This window comes from Enterobacter cloacae complex sp. P18RS, assembly GCF_014982105.1.
Taxonomy (GTDB): Bacteria; Pseudomonadota; Gammaproteobacteria; order Enterobacterales; family Enterobacteriaceae; genus Enterobacter; species Enterobacter hormaechei_C.
The window spans coordinates 50,713-71,633 of sequence record NZ_JADCKV010000021.1 but is presented as its reverse complement, the minus strand read 5'-3'; the positions used below and the strand labels follow the sequence as shown (position 1 = coordinate 71,633).

At 56.5% G+C, this 20,921-nt stretch carries 20 protein-coding genes; 15 read left to right on the top strand and 5 right to left on the bottom strand.

Translation table 11 applies throughout. The features are described 5' to 3' along the window. The first annotated feature begins 136 nt into the window (after positions 1-136). Genes fliE through INF61_RS16720 form a run of 8 tightly spaced genes read left to right on the top strand, consistent with a single transcriptional unit; the run spans position 137 to position 7,084 of the window. Positions 137-460 carry a flagellar hook-basal body complex protein FliE gene (gene fliE / locus INF61_RS16755; protein ID WP_193547933.1) on the top strand — a complete coding sequence of 108 codons (324 nt, stop codon included), beginning with the start codon at positions 137-139 and terminating at the stop codon, positions 458-460. A gap of 15 nt (positions 461-475) precedes the next feature. Next, a complete protein-coding gene (locus INF61_RS16750) occupies positions 476-1,330 on the top strand; it encodes a CheR family methyltransferase (protein WP_015571622.1) in 855 nt (284 codons plus the stop codon). After that, positions 1,327-2,388 carry a chemotaxis response regulator protein-glutamate methylesterase gene (locus tag INF61_RS16745; RefSeq protein ID WP_193547932.1) on the top strand — a complete coding sequence of 354 codons (1,062 nt, stop codon included), beginning with the start codon at positions 1,327-1,329 and terminating at the stop codon, positions 2,386-2,388. Before INF61_RS16750 ends, INF61_RS16745 begins: the two co-directional genes overlap by 4 nt. Next, positions 2,378-2,764: a chemotaxis response regulator CheY gene (gene cheY / locus INF61_RS16740; protein WP_015571623.1), complete on the top strand. Its 387-nt coding sequence runs from the start codon at positions 2,378-2,380 to the stop codon at positions 2,762-2,764. The genes INF61_RS16745 and cheY overlap by 11 nt, the downstream gene beginning before the upstream one ends. A gap of 5 nt (positions 2,765-2,769) precedes the next feature. Next, the gene (gene cheZ / locus INF61_RS16735; protein ID WP_015571624.1) at positions 2,770-3,411 is read left to right on the top strand and encodes a protein phosphatase CheZ; all 642 of its coding nucleotides are present in this window, start codon (positions 2,770-2,772) and stop codon (positions 3,409-3,411) included. An 18-nt stretch (positions 3,412-3,429) separates the two neighbouring features. Further along, positions 3,430-4,575 carry a flagellar biosynthesis protein FlhB gene (gene flhB, locus INF61_RS16730; protein WP_015571625.1) on the top strand — a complete coding sequence of 382 codons (1,146 nt, stop codon included), beginning with the start codon at positions 3,430-3,432 and terminating at the stop codon, positions 4,573-4,575. Then, entirely contained in the window at positions 4,575-6,668 is a 2,094-nt protein-coding gene (flhA, locus tag INF61_RS16725; protein ID WP_015571626.1) for a flagellar biosynthesis protein FlhA, read from the top strand. Before flhB ends, flhA begins: the two co-directional genes overlap by 1 nt. Continuing rightward, entirely contained in the window at positions 6,665-7,084 is a 420-nt protein-coding gene (locus tag INF61_RS16720) for a flagellar protein FlhE (protein ID WP_023304283.1), read from the top strand. Before flhA ends, INF61_RS16720 begins: the two co-directional genes overlap by 4 nt. Here the strand turns inward: INF61_RS16720 and INF61_RS16715 are convergent. The 5 genes from INF61_RS16715 to INF61_RS16695 all read right to left on the bottom strand — a co-directional run bounded on the left by INF61_RS16715 (position 7,081) and on the right by INF61_RS16695 (position 13,087). Beyond that, positions 7,081-8,451 carry an amidase gene (locus tag INF61_RS16715; RefSeq protein WP_015571627.1) on the bottom strand — a complete coding sequence of 457 codons (1,371 nt, stop codon included), beginning with the start codon at positions 8,449-8,451 and terminating at the stop codon, positions 7,081-7,083. The two genes, INF61_RS16720 and INF61_RS16715, sit on opposite strands and share 4 nt — an antisense overlap. A 53-nt stretch (positions 8,452-8,504) precedes the next feature. Next, positions 8,505-9,800 carry a histidinol dehydrogenase gene (gene hisD / locus INF61_RS16710; RefSeq protein ID WP_063413152.1) on the bottom strand — a complete coding sequence of 432 codons (1,296 nt, stop codon included), beginning with the start codon at positions 9,798-9,800 and terminating at the stop codon, positions 8,505-8,507. Further along, positions 9,801-10,943, bottom strand: coding sequence for an ester cyclase (locus tag INF61_RS16705; RefSeq protein ID WP_033487538.1), 1,143 nt, complete (start codon positions 10,941-10,943; stop codon positions 9,801-9,803). Between the two features lie 105 nt (positions 10,944-11,048). Beyond that, complete coding sequence (locus INF61_RS16700; RefSeq protein ID WP_015571630.1) at positions 11,049-12,020, bottom strand: nuclear transport factor 2 family protein; 972 nt, start codon at positions 12,018-12,020, stop codon at positions 11,049-11,051. Then, positions 12,017-13,087, bottom strand: coding sequence for a LacI family DNA-binding transcriptional regulator (locus INF61_RS16695; RefSeq protein WP_003862277.1), 1,071 nt, complete (start codon positions 13,085-13,087; stop codon positions 12,017-12,019). Before INF61_RS16695 ends, INF61_RS16700 begins: the two co-directional genes overlap by 4 nt. Positions 13,088-13,395: 308 nt before the next feature. On the opposite strand from INF61_RS16695, the gene INF61_RS16690 reads away from it, so the two are divergent. The 7 genes from INF61_RS16690 to INF61_RS16660 form a co-directional block, all read left to right on the top strand. Beyond that, positions 13,396-14,634, top strand: coding sequence for an MFS transporter (locus tag INF61_RS16690; RefSeq protein ID WP_023295299.1), 1,239 nt, complete (start codon positions 13,396-13,398; stop codon positions 14,632-14,634). A gap of 75 nt (positions 14,635-14,709) precedes the next feature. Then, a complete protein-coding gene (gene hisD, locus INF61_RS16685; RefSeq protein ID WP_017692807.1) occupies positions 14,710-16,032 on the top strand; it encodes a histidinol dehydrogenase in 1,323 nt (440 codons plus the stop codon). Between the two features lie 3 nt (positions 16,033-16,035). Beyond that, positions 16,036-16,800: an SDR family NAD(P)-dependent oxidoreductase gene (locus INF61_RS16680; protein ID WP_033487539.1), complete on the top strand. Its 765-nt coding sequence runs from the start codon at positions 16,036-16,038 to the stop codon at positions 16,798-16,800. 8 nt (positions 16,801-16,808) lie between these two features. Further along, positions 16,809-17,552, top strand: a complete 744-nt coding sequence (locus tag INF61_RS16675; RefSeq protein WP_023295300.1) for an alpha/beta fold hydrolase — start codon at positions 16,809-16,811, stop codon at positions 17,550-17,552. Next, a complete protein-coding gene (locus INF61_RS16670) occupies positions 17,534-18,325 on the top strand; it encodes an HpcH/HpaI aldolase/citrate lyase family protein (RefSeq protein WP_023295301.1) in 792 nt (263 codons plus the stop codon). The genes INF61_RS16675 and INF61_RS16670 overlap by 19 nt, the downstream gene beginning before the upstream one ends. A gap of 11 nt (positions 18,326-18,336) precedes the next feature. Further along, positions 18,337-19,512: a cupin gene (locus INF61_RS16665; RefSeq protein ID WP_126495402.1), complete on the top strand. Its 1,176-nt coding sequence runs from the start codon at positions 18,337-18,339 to the stop codon at positions 19,510-19,512. A gap of 864 nt (positions 19,513-20,376) precedes the next feature. After that, on the top strand, positions 20,377-20,921 hold a 545-nt coding region (locus tag INF61_RS16660), incomplete at its 3' end, for a BapA prefix-like domain-containing protein (protein WP_193042565.1).

Sequence of the window (20,921 nt, the reverse complement as noted above, 5' to 3'; positions counted from 1 at the left end):
TTTTAAGGATAAATAAGCTTAAAGTAATGTTCGCTTATTGGATTTTATGGCCATTTTGCCTACGTGTTAAACTATCAACGTTTAAAAGATATGTAATAAATGTGTGCTTTTCCCTTATTAATTCAGGAAGTCAACAATGTCAGCAACTTTAATGCGTGGCGTACTCGATCAAATTAACACTCAGTCACAGCAAATAGCCGGCATGAGCCGAAACCAGCCTGCCGCGCTGAAAAACACCCCGTCGTTCTCTGACATTTTATTCAACAGTATCAATGAAATTAATGAAACTCAGGTTAACGCGAAAGAAATGGCGCAGCAGTGGATGTCTGGCAGTAGCGATATTGGATTAAATGACGTAATGCTGGCAATGCAGAAGTCCTCAATTTCTTTTAGCTTCGGTGTGCAAGCGCGCAATAAAATGCTCAGTGCCTACCAGGAAATCATGAATACCCCGGTATAAGGCCTCGCCCTGTCTATGAGTGAATTTAAAGACATTCCCGTGCGCTTATCGCCAAATAAGCTTACGTTATCCGATTCTGAATTACAGCGTATTGGGCAACTGATCTATCGCCGCGCCGGGATTGTAGTCAACGCACAAAAACGAGAGATGATTTTTAATCGTTTATCACGGCGGCTACGGGCGCTGGGGATTGACACATTTCTTGAGTACATCAGCATTCTGGAATCCCACAGCGAGCATCCGGAATGGCAGAACTTTGTCAACGCGCTGACAACCAATCTGACCTCTTTCTTTCGCGAAACCTACCACTTCCCGGTGCTCGCAGAACACGCCCGTCAGCGGCCCAACGGCTACCGCGTCTGGTGTACCGCCGCTTCCACCGGGGAAGAACCTTGCTCCATCGCCATGACGCTGGACGAGACTCTGGGGAGCGCGACGGGAGGGCCACGCGTCTGGGCCTCTGACATCGATACCGAGGTGCTGGCCAAAGCGGAGGCAGGGGTATACCGCATGTCCGACCTACACTCGCTGACCCTGGTGCAAAAACGCCACTATTTTTTGCGCGGCTCGGGTGAGAACAGCGATCGGGTGAAGGTAAAGCCAGAACTGCTGGCCGCTATTCACTATCAGCGGCTCAATTTGCTGGACAACAGCTGGCCGCTGCCCGGACCGTTTGACGCCATCTTTTGCCGCAACGTGATGATCTATTTCGATGCGCCGACGCAGAAGCGTCTGCTTGAGCGCTTTGCCCGCATGCTGAAGCCAGACGGCCTGCTGTTTGTTGGTCACTCTGAACATTTTAATCATCCGCACATTCCACTCAGGCTTCGCGGCCAGTCGGTGTATGAACTTACGGAGGCCTTACGGTGAAACGGATACGGGTGCTGACAGTTGATGATTCTGCGCTCATGCGCAACATCCTGAGCGCAGTGATCAATCAACAGCCAGATATGGAGATGGTCGGCACCGCGCCAGACCCGCTGATCGCACGCGAGATGATTAAGCAGTTGAATCCCGACGTGCCGACGCTGGATATCGACATGCCGAAAATGGATGGGCTGGAGTTTCTCTCCCGTTTGATGCGCCTTCGTCCAATGCCGGTGGTGATGATCTCCTCGATGACCACCCGAGGCTCGAAGGCGACAATGGCCGCGCTGGAACACGGCGCCGTCGATTTTCTGGCCAAACCCGATCAGCGTATCGCCGGAAATCTGGAACTGTGGGGTGTGCAGGTCGCAGAGAAGATCCGCATTGCCGCGAAGGCAAAACTGGGACGTCAGGCTGAAGTGGCCTCGCCGATACTGCGGGGCATTACCGTGGATCCGCAAAGCATTGTGGCGATTGGCTCCTCGACCGGCGGGACGGAGGCGCTGCGCCAGGTATTAACGCCGCTGCCAGCCAGCGTCCCCGGTATCGTCATCGCCCAGCATATGCCTGCTGGATTTACCCGCTCCTTCGCCCAGCGTCTTGATTCACTTTGCCAGATAAAGGTGCATGAAGCGGATGACGGCGAACCGGTACTTCCGGGTACGGCATTGATCGCCCCCGGCGACAAGCATATGGAGATCGTCCGTCACGGAAAAGGGTACGCCGTCAGGCTGACCGACGCGCCCCCCGTCAACCGTCATCGCCCGTCTGTAGACGTTCTCTTTAACTCCGTTGCACAGCTGGTGGGCGCACATGCCAGCGCCGCCATCCTTACCGGAATGGGAGCCGACGGCGCACGTGGGTTGCTGGCGTTGCGGGAGTCGGGCGCGTTTACCCTCGCTCAGAGCGAAGCGAGCTGCGTGGTGTTCGGTATGCCTCGCGAAGCGATTGCCCTTGGCGCTGCCCGAGAAATCGTCGATCTCAATAAAATTAGCCAGCGTCTGCTGGAAAGTTTCAGCCATAAACCACGACGTTCAGGAGAGAACACACATGTCGGATAAAAACCTGCGTTTTTTGGTGGTGGACGATTTTGCCACCATGAGACGTATCGTACGTAACCTGCTTCAGGATCTGGGCTATTCAAATATTGAAGAGGCGGAAGATGGCCAGGACGCGCTGAACAAGCTGCGCGCCGGTGAGTTTGATTTCGTTGTGAGCGACTGGAATATGCCCAACCTTGATGGCCTTGAGCTGCTGAAAACCATTCGCCTCGACCCGGCGATGTCAAAGCTGCCGGTACTGATGGTTACTGCGGAAGCAAAGCGCGAAAACATTATCGCCGCCGCGCAGGCGGGTGCCAACGGTTACATCGTTAAACCGTTTACTGCCGCCACGCTGGAAGAAAAGCTTGGCAAAATTTTTGAAAAACTCGGGTGAATACTATGACCACTCAGCCTGGCGAGATCGCGGAACCGCCAAAGGATCTCTTTTTGCGTATCGGTCAATTAACCCGGCTGCTGCGCGACAGTATGGCAAATCTTGGCCTGGAGCAGGCCATTAAAGAAGTCGCGGACGCGTTCCCCAACACGCGTGACCGTCTCAACTACGTTGTTGGCAAAACGTCTCAGGCCGCCGATCGCGCGCTGACGGCCGTCGAGGTGGCACGACCGCTCCAGGAAAGATTAGGTGAAAATGCCGGTAAGCTTACTGAACGGTGGGACGCCTGGTTTGAAGAGCCACAGCCGCTTGACGAGGCGCGAGAACTGGTGAAAGAGACACGTACCTTTCTGCTGGACGTGCCGGCCACCGCTCAGCAAACCAACCAACAGCTCACCGAAATAATGATGGCGCAAGACTTCCAGGATCTCACCGGCCAGGTGCTACAAAGCCTGATGCAGGTGATTCAGACCGTCGAAACCGAGCTGATCAGCGTGCTGGTTGAAAACATGCGCGAACGTGACGCGGGTATCGAACAGAGCGGTGACGCCCATCTCAAGAACGGCCCGCAGATTGATACCAGCGTCGCCGGGATTGTCGCCTCTCAGGAACAGGTGGATGACCTGCTGGAGTCGCTGGGCTTTTGATGACCCCAGGCCAACACTATGTCTGAAGAGAGCGAGAGCGACAAAACAGAAGACCCCACACCCCACCGAAAACAGAAAGCGCGGGAGGAAGGTCAGGTTCCGCGTTCGCGCGAGCTGACCACCCTTGCCATGCTTCTGGTGGGCTGGGGGCTTATCGTCGGCGCAGGTAGCCATCTGGCGACGCAGCTTGAATCTATTCTGCACAACGGGTTGACCTTTGATCGACTGCTGATCCGCGACCCGCAGAATATGTTACATCGTGCAGCCTCGCTGTTGAGCATGGCTTTTCTCGCCATTCTGCCCTTCGCCGGCGGGCTGTACGTGACCGCAATAACGGCACCGTCGATTATCGGCGGCCTGAACGCAAGCAGTAAGGCGCTAAAGGTTAATCTTAAAAAACTTAATCCCGTCACCGGTATCAAGCGTCTTTTCTCTGCCCAAATGGTATCAGAGATGATCAAAAGCATCCTCAAGGTGCTGTTGGCCGCCACGGGGGGAGGACTGTTTTTACTGCTCAATAAAAGCAGGTTCATCAATCTAATGTATGAACCGTTGGGCGGCGCGCTAAACGACATCAGCAACCTGCTGATTGGCTGCATGCTGTACGTGATTTTGTCACTGATCCCCATGGTGGCCTTCGACGTGATTTATCAGCTCTGGAGCAACTTTAAGAAGCTGAGAATGAGCCGCCAGGAGATAAAGGATGAATTTAAAAACCAGGAAGGTGACCCGCACATTAAGGGTCGCGTCAGGCAGATTCAGCGCCAGATGGCACAAAGCCGCATGATGGCCGAGGTGCCCACCGCCGATGTGGTCGTCAACAACCCGACCCACTATTCCGTGGCGCTGAAGTACCAGGAAGGCACCATGGGCGCACCGATCGTCGTCGCAAGCGGCAGTGGACTTATTGCCCTGCGCATCCGCGAGATGGCTGAAGAAAATCGGGTTCCGATGCTGGAAGCGCCACCGCTGGCGCGTGCGCTTTACCGGCACTGCGAGCCGGGTCAGCCGGTGCCCGGTGAATTATATAACGCTGTTGCCGAAGTCCTGGCCTGGGTATATAGCCTGCGCCGGTGGCGTAAAGGCTTTGGCTTGCGCCCAACAGAACCTAAAGATTTGCCGGTTCCCCCGGCGCTCGATTTTGCACAAGAGAGTAAAGAGTAATGGCTAATATCGCCACCAAATTACGTTTGCCCGGCATCAAGGAGACCCAGTGGCAGGTACTGGCCGGTCCAGTCCTGATCATGACGATCCTTGCGATGATGATCCTGCCGCTGCCAACCTTCGTGTTGGACTTGCTGTTTACCTTTAATATTGTACTGGCGATCATGATCCTTCTGGTCGCCATGTTTACCCAGAATACGCTGGAGTTTTCCGCCTTCCCGACGGTACTGCTCTTCTCAACGCTGCTTCGCCTGGCGCTAAACGTCGCCTCAACGCGCGTTATCCTGATGCACGGCCATAACGGCGCTGACGCCGCGGGCCAGGTCATCGAAGCGTTCGGCCACTTCCTGGTAGGCGGCAACTTTGCCATCGGCATCGTCGTTTTTATCATATTGATAATTATAAACTTTATGGTCATCACCAAGGGGGCCGGGCGTATTGCAGAAGTGGGCGCTCGCTTTACCCTTGACGGTATGCCCGGTAAACAAATGGCAATCGATGCCGACCTGAACGCCGGTCTGATCGGCGAGGAGGAGGCCAAACGCCGTCGAAAAGAGGTGACTCAGGAGGCAGATTTTTACGGCTCCATGGACGGTGCGAGCAAATTTGTGCGTGGCGATGCCATCGCAGGCCTGCTGATCATGGCAATAAACATTATCGGTGGCCTGATTATCGGCGTAATGCAGCATGATATGACCCTCAGCGCAGCGGGAGAGGCCTACACGCTGTTGACCATCGGTGACGGCCTGGTTGCGCAGATCCCTGGTCTTGTGATCTCCACCGCGGCAGGTGTCGTTGTAACGCGTGTGGTCAACGAGCAGGACGTAGGCGAGCAGATGGTCGGCCAGCTGTTTACCTCACCTCGCGTGCTTGCCCTCTCTGCGGCCGTAATTGGTTTGCTGGGGCTAATCCCAGGCATGCCCAATCTGGTCTTTTTACTCTTTACCTCCTCACTTTTAGGCATTGCATGGTGGCTGCGGGGCCAGGAAGGTAAGGCGAAAAAAACGGGCGCCGCCCCCTCCGCCCCTACCCGAGCTGAAGCTGACGTGGCGCAGGTTAATGAAGCGACATGGTCTGACGTACAGATGGAAGATGTACTGGGGCTGGAGGTTGGCTATCGACTGATCCCTATGGTCGATCATGAACAGCAGGGCCAGCTGTTAACCCGCGTACGGGGTATTCGTAAGAAGTTCGCGCAGCAGATGGGCTTTCTGCCGCCAGCAGTTCATATTCGCGATAATCTCGACCTGCCGCCGACTCACTATCGTATTCTGCTAAAAGGGGTGACGATTGGTAAAGGCGAGGTCCAGCCCGATCGCTGGATGGCGATCGATCCAGGCTGTGCAGAGGGAGAAGTGCCCGGTACGCCCTGTAAAGAACCAACCTTTGGACTTCCCGCTCTATGGATCGATGAAGTCCATCGCGAGCTGGCGCAGACGCTGGGCTATACCGTAGTCGATCCATGTTCCGTCGTCGCTACGCACCTGAACCACCTTATCAGCACCCACACGGACGAACTTTTCGGTCGCCAGGAGGCGCAGCAGCTGCTTGACCAGCTCACCAAACAGTCGCCGAAGCTGATAGAGGATTTGATCCCCGGGGTAATCAGCCTGACCACGCTGCACAAAGTACTGCAAAATCTGCTCTCCGAGCGCGTGCCGATCCGCGATATGCGGACCATCATCGACACGCTGGCTGAGTATGCCACTCCTCAGTCTGACGCTGACGAGCTGACGGCCCGCGTGCGCGCTCGCCTCTCCCGGGCGATTACGCAGCAGTGGTTCCCTGGCGACGACGATATCCAAATAATCGGCCTTGATATGTCACTTGAGCAGTTGCTGGTACAGGCAACCCAGAGCGGAAGCGCTATCGAGCCGGGAATTGCCGAGAATTTAATGAAACAGACCGAGCAGGCGTTGCAGCATCAGGAAGCGCTGGGTGCACCGCCGGTTCTGCTGGTGAACCCGGCGCTGCGTTTGATGCTGTCCCGCTATCTTCGTCGCATCTTCCCTCAGCTTGCAGTTCTCTCCAGCCAGGAGATAAACACTCAGCGCAACGTGAGAATGACGTATCTCATTGGAGGTAAATCGTGATAAGAGCCGCCTTGCTTGTTCTGCTGCTTGCGCCACCGGCGTTTGCTGCGGACGGTTCATGGAGCAGCCATAGTTTTGGCGGCACGCTGTCGCGCGGCAAGCAGGTACTGAAAAGTCGTCCAGTTCAGCCCGCCGCGCCCCTTCCGAAAGGGGTTACGCCGACGCATCTGCTGTGGAAGATTACACCGGACGGCCCCACGCCGCCGGGCTTTCGCATTCGCGTCTGTAACAACCTGCGCTGTCTGATGCTCAGGGAACTGGCGGGCGAAATCCCGTTGCCAGCGGGTTTCCCGGCCGCGGGCCCCTTTCGCTTTGAGTATCAGTCGGTAGCGCGCGGCGAAATGACGCCGCCGCTGACAATACTGAAAAATGAAATCACAATAAGGTATCGCGGCAAGGGGCCATCGGCGCCTTAAGAGAGGTTCTGACAAACGGTACCGCTCTGGCGATATCCTGCCTTAAACCTCAGCACCTCATTTATCCCGCCCAGCGCCCCCTCACATGCCAGCGCCAGCGTCATCAGCATCGTCTCATCCTCCTGCGCCGATAACATCTCCATCCCTACCGGCAGCCCGATACGGCTTACGCCACAGGGCAACGTAATGGCAGGCAGGCCGCTGATGGCGGCCAGTTCCGGCGCGCAGCCTGGCGGCATCTTCGCCATACTTTCTGGTAATCGTTGTACGGTGGGATACACAAATCCGTCGATGCGCTGCACCTCCGCCACCTGGCAAAGGTTCTGCCGCAACAGGCGCTGAAAGCGACGCCCCGCCAGCCAGAGCGGGGTTTTCAGCGTGTTACTCGCCAGCATCTGACGTAGAAACGGCGCAAACTCTGGCAGGAAAGCGCCGGAGTCCACAATGCTTGTCAGTCCGGAGGGAGCGCCAGGCTGTTTGCTAAGCCAGTCGTCAATCGCCACGCGAAATTCATACAGACTGAGGCAGGTGGCCTGCCTCACCTCTTCAAGGAAGGGGAGTGAAACCTCCACCAGCGTCGCTCCGGCACGGCGCAACGTGTGCAGCGCCGACTGCCAGACCTCCAGCTGTACCTCATCCTCTCCCTGTAACGCGGTCACCACGCCAAAGCGAACGCCTTTCAGCGAACGCACAGGAAGCGCAACCGGCGGCAGGCCATGGATCACCGCATGCAGCAAGGCGGCATCCTCAACGCTATGTACCATTGGCCCAACGGTATCTTTGCTGGGCGAGAGTGGCGCCACGCCGTCCAGCTGTGAACGGCGAAAGGCAGGCCGTAGCCCCACCAGCCCGGTATAGCTACAGGGAATGCGGATAGAGCCGCCGGTATCGGTACCCAATGCGCCATCCGCCATTCCAGCCGCCACCGCCGCGGCGCATCCTCCGCTGGAACCTCCGGCGGTGAGTGTCGGGCAAAGTGGATTCGCCACATCACCCCCCAGCGAGCTACGCGAGCGCACATCGAACGCGAACTCGGACATATTGGCCCTGGCAAGAATAATCGCCCCCGCTCTGCGCAATCGCTGCACGACCCGAGCATCCGCTGTCGCGTTAAGTGAGGCCAGCGCACGGCAGCCAAGGGTGATCGGCATCGGCGCGCAGGCAATATTATCTTTGACGATCAGCGGCACGCCGTGCAGGGGGCCGATCGGCTCTCCACGCCGACGCTGCTGCTGATGCTGTTCCGCCTGAGACATGGCGTCAGGGTTAACCCCGAGGATCGCGTTGAGCGCCCGGTGCTGCTGTATGACGTCGAGACGGCGGGCAATTTCCTCCGGACAGTCGTCTGGCGGTATCAGGCGCTTCATAGTCTCAGGCTCCCCGTGCTGAAAACCGGGCAGAAGGCTGCCCGGGATACGTTTTAGTCCCGCATGCCGGTAGTAATGGCATCAATGTCCTGCGGACGCAGACGAATTTCCGCCGCCCGTCGGTGCCCCTGCATCCCCTCGGTACGGCTCTGGCGGATCGCCGGTTGTGCGATTGCCGGGATACCCTGCTCGTCAATCCACTGATGGGTACAGATTTTGACGTATGCCCCTACCCACAGACCGCCGGTATAGCGTGCCGCCGCCATCGTCGGTAACGTATGGTTGGTGCCGCAGCATTTATCGGAGAACACCACGCTGGCGTTCTGACCAATAAACAGCGAGCCATAGTTGCGGATCTTCGCTGCCGTCGCGTGCGGATCGCGGGTATGCACCTGCAAATGCTCCGTCGCCATATGGTCAGCAAACGCAATCAGCTGCGCTTCATCTTCGCAGAGCACAATTTCACCCTGCCGACGCCACGCCTCGCCCGCCGTGGCGGCCGTTGGCAGGCTGGCAAGCTGACGCTCAACCTCCGCCAGGGTACGCTCAGCGATATCCCGGCTGGTTGTCGCCAGCCCGACGCGGGTATGAATATCGTGCTCTGCCTGCGCCAGCATATCGGCGGCCAGAATGCGCGGGTCGGCGCTGTCGTCGGCGATAGTAAAAATCTCGCTCGGCCCGGCGAGGGCATCAATGCCGACTCGACCAAACACCTGGCGTTTCGCTTCGTTAACGAAGGCGTTGCCTGGCCCAACGATTTTGTCCACCGACGGAATACTCTCCGTTCCCCAGGCCATAGCCGCAATGGCCTGCGCGCCGCCAACTTTGAAAATGCGGTGCGCGCCCGCCAGATGGCAAACGGCAATCATCGCCGGATGGGCGCCCGGGGGCAGACAGGCGATAATCTGTTCACAGCCCGCCACCGTCGCAGGAACAATCGACATCACGGGTGCGGAGAGAATCGGATACCGTCCGCCCGGCACGTAGCAGCCCACCGTCTGCACCGGGATGATCCGGTGACCGAGATGCACGCCAGGCAGCGTCTCTACCTCCAGCGGCAGCATGGTCGCCAGCTGCGCCTGCGCAAAACGACGCACCTGATTAATGGCAAACTCACTGTCGCGGCGCGTCTGGGCATCCATCCCCTCCAGTGCTTCGGCAATCTCCTGCTCGCTCACCTCAAACTGCGCCGGTACGACCTGATCAAACTGCTGCGAAAAGGCTCTTAGCGCCGTATCGCCCTCGGTTTTCACGCGCTCGATAATGGCGCTGACCTTCTCCGTCAGGGAACGATCGGCCTGCGCATCCTGCCCCTGCGGACGCTTAATCCAGCTCACCTGATTTAACATTTACGCGTCCTCCATCTGGCCGAGTTTGATCTGCGCCAGCAGCGCCAGATGGTCATAAACCACCCACTCATCAACAATTTTTCCGTTGACGATGTGGTAGTGCGACATGCCCATCACGAACAGTCGTTCTCCGGTCGGCTTGCCGAGTTCGCCGTAACCCAGGTGATGTCCTTCGATAATCCAGCGTACGGCCACTTTGACGCCGCCTTCATCGCATGGGTTGGAACAAATATGCTGCGGCAGCCACGCGCCGTCAGGGATCATCCCCACCAGCGCCAGCGTCTGATGGGTTACCGCCGCGGTGCCGTACAGCTCTTTCATCAGCGGACCGTGCCACTGTACGTTAGGCGCATACACTTCTTTGATCTTGCCAAACATCCGGCGGTTGTAGATCTCATGCAGCCAGCGCAGGCACTGCTCCTCCGTATCGGTGTGCGCAATGGAAACATCGCACTCCATCTCCGGCGGATATTGCCCCAGCATGCGGCCGTTTTCGCCGATGTCCATCACGCGGAAGCCTTTATCGAACTGCTCCTTTGCCATATTAAATGCGATTTGATCGGTATTCAGGCCAAGCTGTTTCATCAGTGACATATTGTCGCTGACCACCCACTCCCGATAAATTTTATTCTCGTGGATCATGCAATCCGCCACGGTACGCGTCACAAACGTACGGTTCGTCGGTTTGCCTAAATGGCTGTACTGGGTATGCCGCCCGCTTCCCGTCACCAGGTGAGAGGTATAAAAACCGTCAACATCATTTCCGTTCCAGATAACCTGAGTTGCCATTCCGCGCCGTTCCGGGAAGGCAATTAAGCGTTGCAGCGTATCCTGCACCACCTGTTCGCGGTTATAGAGTGTCCCCAGCGCGTTATACAGCACGCAGTTATGGGTATAGTGAGAATAAATTAAGCCGACATCGCGCTCGTCCCATATTTTATGGGTGCAGCGAACGATATAATCGACAATATCGGTATAGCAGTCATCAAAGCCGCGTAATGATTGCACGCGCGGTCTTTTTTCCGGTACCAGATCGACAAAATCACGACGCTCCACCTGTAATACAGGTTCCTCTTTCAGCGATTTCACGCTGCTTTTTTCGGGTACGGCTGGTGCTTTATTTGTTGCTTCGGTGGAAGACATATAAACTCCTGCTCTGTTTTCAGACAATAAGAACCCGCACCCGTAAGTGAGGGTGAATTAAACACGGTTATTTTTTGCAGCCGGAATAAGGGGGCTGCCGCCCCATTAATTAAATATTTGCGACCAAATCGCTAATTCATCGATCCCCAGATATTCACGGAAAATTAAACCATCACGTAATTCAAGCTGGCTGATACCGGTAATTGATATGGGTTTACGGGTCGGCGCACCAAATTTGCCGTAACCGTCATGCCAGGTTAACAACGACCAGCGCAATGAAAGTCGAATCGGCTCATTAGGATCTTTACGCACAATCAGGTGATGAAGCTGCGTTTCGCTGTCGGCAAATGAAGCGCGATAACCGGAAAGCTGTGCGCCAATTTCCTGTTCGCCGGTGCAGAGGCAGTGCCCCGGCGCGTACAGCGTCGCCGCCGGGTGATAGAGACCGGGCACCACGCCGCTGTTACCGCCCGCCCACATCGTTAAGTAGCGCTCAACGACCCCGGCCAGCGCCCCTTCCACGTCGTCGCCCTCAGGCCCACCCGCCCAGCGGGCGTCAAGCGTCTCAGCAGACACAGATTCCAGCCCAAGCTGCTGGCGCATGGTCGCCAGGTTAAAAGCAAAGTCGCGGACATCCAGCCCCAGTTGCGCCACAATCGCGGCACGATCCTGAAGCAGCCACTCCTGGCGTACGGCACCATCAACACAGATGCGATCGGCCCAGGTGCGGACCCAGACATTTTTCCCGGTCGGCGGGCCAAAAAATCCCTCCCCCTGGTGCTGAATGCGGGCTACGGTACGCTGCGCCGCATAGTACTCGTCCCCCGGGTTCTGGCTGCACAGAATATCCTCCGTCAGCACCGCTCGCTGCGGGAAGCTGTGCATCGCCTCAAGCGTCAGGCGCATAAACTGGGAAAGCTCATGCAGCTGTTTTTCGGGGGTAGTGAAAACCACCGGCGTGGCGTAAAAATCCGCCAGCTGGCCGATATCTTTCTGCTCCCACACCACGTGCGTCAGCGTCAAAATGAACTGCTGGATAGAGTCGAATTGAGGGCTGAAGCCCCGTAATCTGGTCATGTGCGCTCCTTAGACTGGAATAGCGTTAAACCATTGGTTTCGATAACGCCGCTGCGTGGGCGACGCGCCGAGTGGCGTATCACCAGCGTACCGGGCACCGTAATCTGTTCAGGCTCTATGGTTCCGCTATCAATTTGCTTCATTAACAGTTCCACCGTGGCATCCACCATCGCGCCGACCGGCTGCGACGCCGAGGTCAACGCATAAGAGGGCCAGCCGGAAGGGCCGATGTCGTCATAGCCGACAACGGAGACCTCCTCCGGAATGCGCAAACCAAACTCATAGCGCGCCACATCCATTACCGTGACGGCCATATGATCGTTGGCGACAAAGACCGCATCCGGCGCTGGCGACGTCGAAAACAGGGTATAGGCTGCCCGGGTGGTTTGCTGAGCGTCGTAATTCCCGTGCACCACCCGGACATCGGTGATGCCATGTTCTTCCAGCGTGGAAATGAACCCGCGCTGGCGGGCGATATTGACCGGGGAATCAGCCACGCCGCCCACGTAGGCAAAACGCTTGTGCTCCCCCGCCAGCAGAAACTCGGCAATCTGCCGCGCGGCCGCTTCGTTATTACTGTTGACGCTGGAGGCCATGCCACTCTCTTCGCTGCGGTTAAACAGCACTACCGGGATCCCGGCGGCAAGGCACTCCTCGGATAACTCCAGCGACAGCGTCACCGAGGCCAGCACAATGCCATCCACCCGGTACTGCATAATCTGGTCAAAAATACGGTCTACGTTACCTTCCCGGTCGCCAACGAACAGCAGCAGGTGATAGTTCAGCGTATCCAGCTTTTGCGCCAGCGCCTCCAGCACCTGCGAGTAAAAGGGGTTATCAAAGTAAGAAATGACGACACCGATAATGCGCGAACGAGCCGTGTTGAGCGAACGGGCGATCGCATTCGGGCGATAGCCCAGCTCGCGCGCTGCCTTCAGCACTTTTTCACGCGTTGCCGGTGAAATGCTGGCCCCCGGCGTGAACGTTCGCGACACCGCAGATTGCGATACCCCCGCCAGCTGAGCGACCTGTTGGGATGTGACTGCTGCAAAAGTCTTACGTTTCATTACCCCTGATTCCTTATCAACGTCCTGCCCATTTGCGCGTGCTTCAAACGCCTCAGCAAGTGGGTGTTTTTTATACTTACACCACCTTTGCATGCGTATGCAACACAAAAAATTAAAATTCTCACAACAAGATCGAGATCACTTTACAAATGTGAAACCTTTTCGTAACTTCAAATCTTGAATACGTATGCAAAGAGTTTTCATACCGTCAATGGTACCGGAGAGAACAGGAGTCGCCCAAAGGATTGAACCGGTAAACGTCGTCTCTGACTGGTTATAACCCATTAATTCTTAAGAGGTTCAAAACCATGTTTCAAGCACTGTTACGCCGTCGGGAAGCCCGGCTCTTTTTCATCATCAGCATCCTGTTCTTTATCTGCATTCATAGCATTGATGCATTCCTGGCCCCCATGATGATCAACCAGGGCATTGAGCCACAGATCATGGGCATCATCATGGGCGCGTCCGGTCTGGCAACCCTTCTGATACGCTTCCCATTAGGCATTATTTCCGACGTGGTTAAAAGCCGCAGGATCTTCATCCAGATTGGCCTGCTGCTGCCAATTATCGCCTGGCCGATTGCCTGGCTTGAACCCAACGCCATTACGCTGTATCTGGCGAAAGCGGCAGACGGTGTCACGGCGGCGACCTGGGTGCTGTACAACATCCTGTTCATGCGTTACTTCGGTCGCAACGAAGCGCCTGCCGCCGTCGCGCTGCTGGCGCTGGCAGGGCCCATCGGCGTGTTTCTCGGTAACTGTATTGGCGCGGTGCTGATTCACTATTTCGCCAATAACATCGCCTTTTTTGTCTCCTGCATCTCCGCCCTGGTGGCGTTATTCCTGACGACCCGCATTCAGGACGTGCACGACCCGGTTCAGGCCCCTACGCTTAAAGCCTGCATTACCGGCGCGCGCCAGCAGCTGGCCGACCGTTCCGTCTGGCTGATTGGCATCCTGGCAACCGTCGTCATTCTGGTGCCCTTCGCCACCCGCGACACGCTGACGCCGGTCTATGCCGAGCAGCTTGGCGCCCGGGCGGGGATCCTCGCGCTGCTGGGTAACATTCACCTTCTTTTTTACGGGCTGGCCATCGCCCTGTGCAGCTCGGTGTTTTATCAGCGCCTTGGGCTGGTAAAAACCGCCGTGCTCGGCATCGTTTTACAGGTGATTTCCACTTTCGGCATTCCCTTTACCAGCAATATCTATGTGATTTACCTGTGGCAGGCGCTGGCGGGGTTCTCGTTTGGTATGGCCTTTGCCGCATTCATGTCGCTCAGCGTAGTGAATACCTCGTCTGATGAACAATCCACGCGAATGGGACTATTCCAGACCATTTATTCCTGCGGCATGTTTGTCGGGCCGGTAATGATGGGAGTAATGATGCAACATATTAACCTGTCGTCCGGTTATATATTGATTGCCGCCCTTTCCGTTGTGGCCGCTATTGCCACGCCGCTGTCCGCTCGATGGGTATATGCCCGTAAAACGCAAACCTCAGCCCAATTATTAAAAAACGGTGCGTACGCTGCCGCGCCGGATCAATAACTCTTTCTGAAGTAAACACCCTTTCCCGGCTCGCCGGGAGGATAACTGACATCTGAAAAAGGTAAGGAGAAGCGAGTGTCCTGGAAATTAAAAACCGGTAAATCTACCGAAGAGCGCCAGCAAGCCAACCAGCAAATAAGAGAAACGGTTGAACAAATACTTGCGGATATTGAAAAACGCGGAAATAAAGCCATTCGCGAATTATCCATTAAATTCGATCGTTATGACCGTCAGGATTATCGTCTGACGTCCGCGGAGATTGACCGCTGCATAAAACAGTTAAGCCGCCAGGATATTCAGGATATTGAATTTGCCCAACAGCAGGTGGCGAATTTTGCCCGCGCGCAGAAAGAATGTCTGCGGGACCTGGAAATTGAAACGCGTCCCGGGGTGATCCTCGGACATAAAAATATTCCGATTAACGCCGTAGGATGTTACGTGCCTGGCGGAAAATATCCCCTGCTCGCCTCCGCGCACATGTCGATCATCACTGCCAGCGTGGCGGGGTGTTCAAGAATCATCAGCTGTGCCCCGCCGTTTAACGGTCAGCCCGCCCCGGCGATTGTCGCGGCGCAAAAAATGGCTGGCGCAACGGAAATCTATGCCCTTGGCGGCATTCAGGCGATAGGCGCCATGGCGCTGGGCACGGACTCGCTGGCACCGGTCGACATGCTGGTCGGGCCCGGTAACGCCTTCGTCGCGGAGGCCAAACGCCAGCTGTTCGGCCGGGTAGGTATCGATCTGTTTGCCGGTCCGACGGAAACGCTGGTGATTGCCGATGACACTGTTGACGCGGAAATGTGCGCCACGGACCTGCTGGGCCAGGCCGAACACGGCGTCACCACCCCTGCCATCCTGCTGACGAACTCGCTTCAACTTGCCAAAGAGACGCTCAGCGAAGTGGAACGGCTGCTGGAAAAGCTCCCTACCGCCGACATTGCCCGCCAGTCCTGGCAGGACTACGGGGAAATCATCGTCTGCGACAGCCACGAAGAGATGCTGCTGGAGGCAGATCGTATCGCTTCCGAACATGTTCAGGTGATGACCGACCGGGACGACTGGTTCCTGGCTAACCTGACCAATTACGGCGCGCTGTTCCTTGGACCGCGTACTAACGTGGCCTACGGCGATAAGGTGATCGGCACCAACCACACCCTGCCCACGCAGAAAGCCGCACGTTATACCGGCGGCCTGTGGGTGGGCAAGTTCATGAAAACCTGCACCTTCCAGAAAGTCCTCAGCGACGAAGCCACTGCCGAAATCGGCAGCTATTGTTCCCGTCTGTCGCTGCTGGAAGGGTTCGCCGGACATGCCGAGCAGGCCAATATTCGCGTGCGCCGTTATGGCCAGACGGAAGTTCCCTACGCCACACCGGCCCCGGTCAGGGAAAAGGTGTAAGCCATGACGCTTTTGCAAACGCCCTCTTTCACCCTGCACGGCAAACGCGCGCTGGTGACCGGCGGGTCAAGAGGGATTGGCTTCGCCGCCGCCGTCGCCCTCGCACAGGCGGGAGCAGAGGTATGGATCGCCGCCCGGGGCCGCGAGGCGCTGGCGCATGCCACAGGTCTGGCAGCGGAACACAGTCTCGCATTTCACCCGCTGGAACTGGATATTACCGACACTCAGGAGGTGGCGCGTGTGCTGGCGACGTTGCCCACGCCCGACATTCTGGTGAACAGTGCCGGGCTGGCCCGCCACCAGCCGTTTCTTAAGGTGAACGAGGAAAATTTCGATGCGGTGATGGCGCTTAACCTGCGCGCCACCTTTTTTATCAGCCAGCATGTGGCGCGCAGAATGCGGGTGGACGGTAAGGGGGGATCGATTATTCACATCTCATCGCAAATGGGACACGTTGGTGGCCCCGAGCGTAGCGTGTACTGTGCCTCCAAATTCGCGCTTGAAGGGTTAACCCGAACGATGGCGCTGGAGCTGGGCGATGCGGGGATCCGTGTCAATACGCTGTGCCCGACCTTCATTGAAACCGACCTGACGCGTTCGTCGCTCGCCGACCCGGCATTTCGCCGCTATGTGCTGGACAACATCAAACTGCGCCGGCCAGGCAGGCTGGAGGACATTATGGGGCCGGTAGTGTTCCTCGCCTCTGAGGCCGCCGGGCTGATCACCGGCAGCGCCCTGATGGTTGACGGCGGCTGGACGGCTACGTGAGGGATGCAATGGAATATCCGCTTCTGGACAATACCGATCTGCCGCTGGTTCTGCTTGGCGGCACGCTGTGTAACGCCCGGCTCTGGCAGCCCGTCATTGAACGGCTGAACGTCTCAGCGGTGCTGTGCATCACGCTGACGGGCGCAGAGTCCGCGCCGCAGGCGTCACGGCGGTTGTTAAAGGTTCTGCCACCGCGCTTTCTGCTGGCGGGCTTTTCGCTCGGCGCGATTGTCGCGCTGCAAATGGCCGCCGACGCGCCAGAAAGAGTGAACGGGCTGACGCTGATTTCCGTTAATCCGTTGCCCGTTGCGCCAGACACCCTTGCTTCACGCCGGGAAGCGGTACACACCGCACAGGCGCGGGGCCTGGCCGACTGGCTGGTCTCGTCGCTGTGGCAGAGCTATGTCGCCCCGTCACATCTGTCCGATCGGATCCTGCAAGAGACTATTTGCCGAATGGCGCAAGAGTGCGGCATTGAGACCTTTGCGGAGCAAACGGAAATGGCCATTCACCGGCAGGACAACCGGGCTGCGTTTAACGCCCTCTCCTGCCCCACATTACTTCTAAACGGCGCGCAGGACGTTATCTGCACGCCCCATCATCATCAGCTACTGGCAGCAGGCAACGCGAACGTGACCAGGCATACGGTGGAGGCTGGCGGGCATTTTATTCCGCTGGAAACCCCGGATGAGATCGCGCCGCTGCTGCGTCAGTGGATAACGGAGTGCATACAGTGCGCAAAAACAGTTTAAAGACCGCATTTCTGGAAAATACCCCGATCGTTAACGGCTGGCTGGCGATCCCGTCCGGGTATAGCGCGGAAATTATGGGCCATCAGGGTTACGACGCCGTCACCGTCGATTTGCAGCACGGCATGATTGATTTTGCCAGCGCGTTGTCGATGCTACAGGCGCTATCGAGCACGCCTGCCGTGCCGCTGGTGAGGGTGGCAGATAACGATCCGGCGCAAATCATGCGCGTATTAGACGCCGGCGCGTATGGCGTAATCTGTCCGATGATCTCCAGCGCGGAACAGGCTCGCCGTTTTGTCGCTGCCTGTCGCTATCCACCGCTGGGTGTTCGCTCCTTTGGTCCGGCCAGAGGTCTACTCTACGGCGGCAGTGATTATCCACAGCACGCTAACGACGAGATCCTGACGCTGGCAATGATCGAAACCCGCGAAGGGCTGGCGGATCTTGACGCCATCCTTGATACCGAAGGACTAGACGGTGTGTTTATTGGCCCCAACGATCTCTCGCTGACGCTGACCGGCAGCGCCAGCGCCGAATCCCAACATCCCGAAATGCTTGCTGCTATTGAGCGGGTGATTCACTGCTGCCGCCAGCAGCAGAAGATTGCCGGTATTTTCTGCACTTCCGGCGCGGCCGCCGCAGCGCGTATTGCGCAGGGTTTCCAGTTTGTTACCCCAGCAAACGACGTTATGCAGCTGGGTCGCGCCTCACGTGAAGCAATTGCTCTCGCCCGCGGCAACGCCATCCCTACCACCGGTGCATCCGGTTATTAAAAGGAGAAATGATGAAAACTATCCATCTTAGCCAGAGCCAGGCACGAACACGGTTAATCGCCCCCGACGATATGGTTTCCTGCAATCTTGCTTTTATTGATTGCAAGCTGCCCGGTTCGCATCTCAAACAAAACTATTCCTTCATCGGCCCGGGTGTAACTCAGTCCAGCGAGCAGATTGTTAATATCCCCGAGCCGCACGGCTTTAACATTGGCGCGGCGGCTATGCCGAAAGGGGTAACCAATAACCTGCATCTGCATTTCACCGCAGAAGTGTTCCTGATCCATGAAGGGACATGGCGTTTTCGCTGGGGCGCCAACGGCGAGCATGAAGCGGAATTTAGCGCGCCCACCATCCTCTCAATACCGACCTGGATCTTCCGCGGTTTCACCAACGTCAGTAAAGAAGATACCTGCGGCATGGTATTTACCGTGCTCGGCGGGGACAACACGGGCGGCATCATCTGGCACCCGTCAGTGCTGGCGGCCGCCAGCGAGTACGGTATGTATCTCAGCAAGGATAATATGCTGATTGCGCAGGAGGCAGGTGAACCAATGCCCGATCCCGCCACGCTGCTGACGCCGCTGTCAGAGCAATATATTGCCGGTCTGCGTGACTACAGCGTTGAGGAGATGCGCCAGCGTGCGGTAACCGGCGATGATCGCTGCTGGTCAGCGCAGGGACTGCTGGACTCGGTGCTGCCGGGACACGGCGGCGAAATTGCGCCGGTTATCGGTTTCGGCATTTCACAGGATCGGGATTCCGCTCCCGCTATCCTGAGCCCGCACGGTTTTTCCGTCGAATGGCTGCGGCTTGCTGACGACCACATTGTCGGTCGCCATCTCTGCCCGGATATTCAGGTGATCATGGTCTTTAAAGGCCAGCTGGAGGTGACCTGGAACGAGGCGGGTAAGGAAGTCAGCATTATCGCCCCGGAACGTTCGGTGATCTCCATTCCGGCAAACAGCTGGCGCCGCTACCGCGCGGTTGATGGCAATGTGGAGTTTATTCTGACGACCCAGGGCGATCAGCGTAAGCGCCTGTACTGGGACGAAGCGATCCTGCACCAGGCGAGAGAACACAATCGCTGTCTCGATCCTGATGGCTACGTGGCGGATGCCGACATCCTGCCAGCCACGGCCCGTCGGGCCGGAGAAAAAGTAGAAAAAGTGCCAGCAGCTAACTGATTTTTACGGCAAAGTGGCGCAAAATAGGGGGGCAGGGATCGCCTGCACCATCATCAATAATGATGCACATAAAACGGATTGCATGATAAACATGGATGGAAAATCAAATGTACAGACCCATAGTCGTTATCCTCTTTATTCTTCTGACGCTCGCCGCACTGATTGAAATGGGGATTATCTCTTTCGGCTAAACCTCCCCCCTCAGAAAGGCCACATTTGCGGCCTTTTTATTTATGAAATATGTGAAGTCGACAGTTTATTTTTATGCGTAGCAGAATCCAAACCCAAACCGAAAATATATTTCATTAATGCAATTCTTCGAAATATATCATACAGCAGATGATTCACCCTAACTTAAATCATTATTAAGCAGTCATTAATATTCGCTGTAATTATAAATAAAGCCTATGTATTCAGTATTATCCCCCTCTCATTTCTTCCACTACCTAATCCCGACAGCCTGTACGCCAACGCCTCTGTGGCGCGGCCCGCATAGCCAACAAAATATATTCGCGCTATCAATTAATTTTCTCTGCAATCACAGTGCAGGGTTTACAGACACTTAATTTGCACATTCAGATATTTATAGCTATATCATTTTTACAGCAAAACAAATAATACCTGCACAAATAATAAGGTTTATAAATTACGAAAATATAAATAAATAACAGTTACTCATGTAAATAATTAGCTTCGCCCTGATGTTGCCACGTTGATTGCTGGCGGGTCTCGGTCGCTCTAAAGAAAGCAACGGTAAATACTGTTTTATTCACAGTATTTTCGCCGGGAGCGCCCTCATCCCTCCAGAAAATATGGCCACGTCTGACACGCCGTAAACAATAACTCTGCTGGAGTAATAACTGTATGAGCCAAATATCTGTTATATCGAAACTAACTGGCGTGGAAACGACCACGGAGGGAACACAGGTAACACTCGGCCATTCGTCTATTGTTAAACTTAACGTGGATCGCGCCGATATCTCAGGTTACTCCCGCAGCGGAAACGATCTGGTGATTACCCTCCACTCGGGCGAAGTGATTACCCTCAAGAATTTCTACGTCACCGACGCGCAGGGCGTGAGCCAGCTGGTGCTTGAGGAGAGCGACGGTGCGCTGTGGTGGATTGAAGATCCAACCGGTGCCGCCACCTATGAATCCATCGCCTCCACGGACGCCCTACTGGCGGCGTCAGGGAGTGATACCGGCGGCGCCGCAGCGTGGCCCTGGGTGCTGGGTGGCCTGGCCGTCGCAGGTGGGATTGCCATTGCGGCGGGAACCGGCGGTGGAGGTGGCGGGGATGACGATAACAACAGCCCGAATCCCGGCAATCCGGGAAATCCTTCCGAGCCAGATACCACGCCTCCGGATGCCCCCACCAATCTACAGGTCTCACCTGACGGCAAAACCGT

Coding starts and splice junctions, on each gene's coding strand:
- fliE (WP_193547933.1), top strand. CDS start 137: ATGTCAGCAACTTTAATGCGTGGCGTACTCGATCAAATTAACACTCAG.
- INF61_RS16750 (WP_015571622.1), top strand. CDS start 476: ATGAGTGAATTTAAAGACATTCCCGTGCGCTTATCGCCAAATAAGCTT.
- cheY (WP_015571623.1), top strand. CDS start 2,378: ATGTCGGATAAAAACCTGCGTTTTTTGGTGGTGGACGATTTTGCCACC.
- cheZ (WP_015571624.1), top strand. CDS start 2,770: ATGACCACTCAGCCTGGCGAGATCGCGGAACCGCCAAAGGATCTCTTT.
- flhB (WP_015571625.1), top strand. CDS start 3,430: ATGTCTGAAGAGAGCGAGAGCGACAAAACAGAAGACCCCACACCCCAC.
- flhA (WP_015571626.1), top strand. CDS start 4,575: ATGGCTAATATCGCCACCAAATTACGTTTGCCCGGCATCAAGGAGACC.
- INF61_RS16715 (WP_015571627.1), bottom strand. CDS start 8,451: ATGAAGCGCCTGATACCGCCAGACGACTGTCCGGAGGAAATTGCCCGC.
- hisD (WP_063413152.1), bottom strand. CDS start 9,800: ATGTTAAATCAGGTGAGCTGGATTAAGCGTCCGCAGGGGCAGGATGCG.
- INF61_RS16705 (WP_033487538.1), bottom strand. CDS start 10,943: ATGTCTTCCACCGAAGCAACAAATAAAGCACCAGCCGTACCCGAAAAA.
- INF61_RS16700 (WP_015571630.1), bottom strand. CDS start 12,020: ATGACCAGATTACGGGGCTTCAGCCCTCAATTCGACTCTATCCAGCAG.
- INF61_RS16695 (WP_003862277.1), bottom strand. CDS start 13,087: ATGAAACGTAAGACTTTTGCAGCAGTCACATCCCAACAGGTCGCTCAG.
- INF61_RS16690 (WP_023295299.1), top strand. CDS start 13,396: ATGTTTCAAGCACTGTTACGCCGTCGGGAAGCCCGGCTCTTTTTCATC.
- INF61_RS16680 (WP_033487539.1), top strand. CDS start 16,036: ATGACGCTTTTGCAAACGCCCTCTTTCACCCTGCACGGCAAACGCGCG.
- INF61_RS16675 (WP_023295300.1), top strand. CDS start 16,809: ATGGAATATCCGCTTCTGGACAATACCGATCTGCCGCTGGTTCTGCTT.
- INF61_RS16665 (WP_126495402.1), top strand. CDS start 18,337: ATGAAAACTATCCATCTTAGCCAGAGCCAGGCACGAACACGGTTAATC.